The sequence below is a fragment of the Synechococcus sp. WH 5701 genome, assembly GCF_000153045.1.
GTDB lineage: Bacteria > Cyanobacteriota > Cyanobacteriia > PCC-6307 > Cyanobiaceae > Regnicoccus_A > Regnicoccus_A antarcticus.
In genome coordinates this window covers 1-1277 of record NZ_AANO01000103.1, presented here as the reverse complement: position 1 = coordinate 1277, position 1277 = coordinate 1, and the positions used below count along the sequence as shown (strand labels likewise).

The 1277-nt window shown below is 54.8% G+C and carries 1 pseudogene; it reads left to right on the top strand.

What is annotated here, in order from left to right:
- Positions 1–1277: pseudogene (gene psaB, locus WH5701_RS00620) on the top strand (photosystem I chlorophyll a apoprotein A2); the annotation flags it as partial.

Here is a 1277-nt window from a genome sequence, read left to right as displayed (position 1 = left end):
AGTGCAGAAGGATCTGGTACTGCGATTTTGACCTTCTTGGGTGGTTTTCACCCTCAAACAGAAGCTCTTTGGCTCACGGATATTGCCCATCACCATTTGGCGATTGGTTGCTTATTCGTGATTGCCGGTCACATGTACCGCACCAATTTCGGTATCGGTCACTCCATTAAGGAGATCCTCGAGACCCACAATCCCCCCCAAGGGCACTCCTGGGGACTTGGGTGCTGGCCATAAAGGCCTGTACGACACCATCAACAACAGCCTTCACTTCCAGTTGGGCTTGGCCCTCGCCTCTCTTGGCGTGGTGACCAGTTTGGTGGCGCAGCACATGTACGCGATGCCGTCGTATGCCTTCATCGCGAAGGACTACACAACCTCGGCAGCGCTCTACACCCACCACCAGTACATCGCCATCGCTTTGATGTGCGGTGCCTTCGCTCACGGTGCGATCTTCTTCATTCGTGATTACGACCCCGAAGCCAACAAGGACAACGTCCTGGCTCGGATGCTCGAACACAAGGAAGCGATCATTAGCCACTTGAGCTGGGTATCTCTTTTCCTCGGGTTCCATACCTTGGGCCTCTACGTCCATAACGACGTTGTTGTTGCCTTCGGTACACCTGAGAAGCAGATCCTGGTGGAGCCCGTGTTTGCCCAGTTTGTTCAAGCCGCTTCCGGTAAAGCGATCTATGGCTTTGACGTGCTGCTCTCCAATGCTGGAGGCGCTGCTGCCAATGCCAATGCCGCTTACATGGACGGTTGGATGGGGGCAATCAATGGCAACACCGATGTGTTCCTGCCGATTGGCCCTGGTGACTTCCTTGTGCACCATGCCATCGCTCTTGGTCTCCACACCACAACCCTCATCCTTGTGAAGGGTGCGTTGGATGCCCGTGGTTCCAAGCTGATGCCAGACAAGAAAGACTTCGGCTACTCCTTCCCTTGTGATGGCCCTGGCCGTGGCGGTACCTGCGACATCTCAGCTTGGGATGCGTTCTACCTCGCGGTGTTCTGGGCTTTGAACACGGTGGGTTGGCTCACCTTCTACTGGCACTGGAAGCACCTTGCGATCTGGTCTGGCAACGTTGCTCAGTTCAACGAGTCCAGCACCTATCTCATGGGTTGGTTCCGCGACTACCTGTGGCTGAATTCCTCCCAGTTGATCAATGGGTATAACCCCTTTGGCAGCAACAACCTTGCCGTTTGGTCTTGGATGTTCCTGTTCGGTCACCTGGTATGGGCGACAGGTTTCATGTTCCTGATTTCCTGGAGAGGTT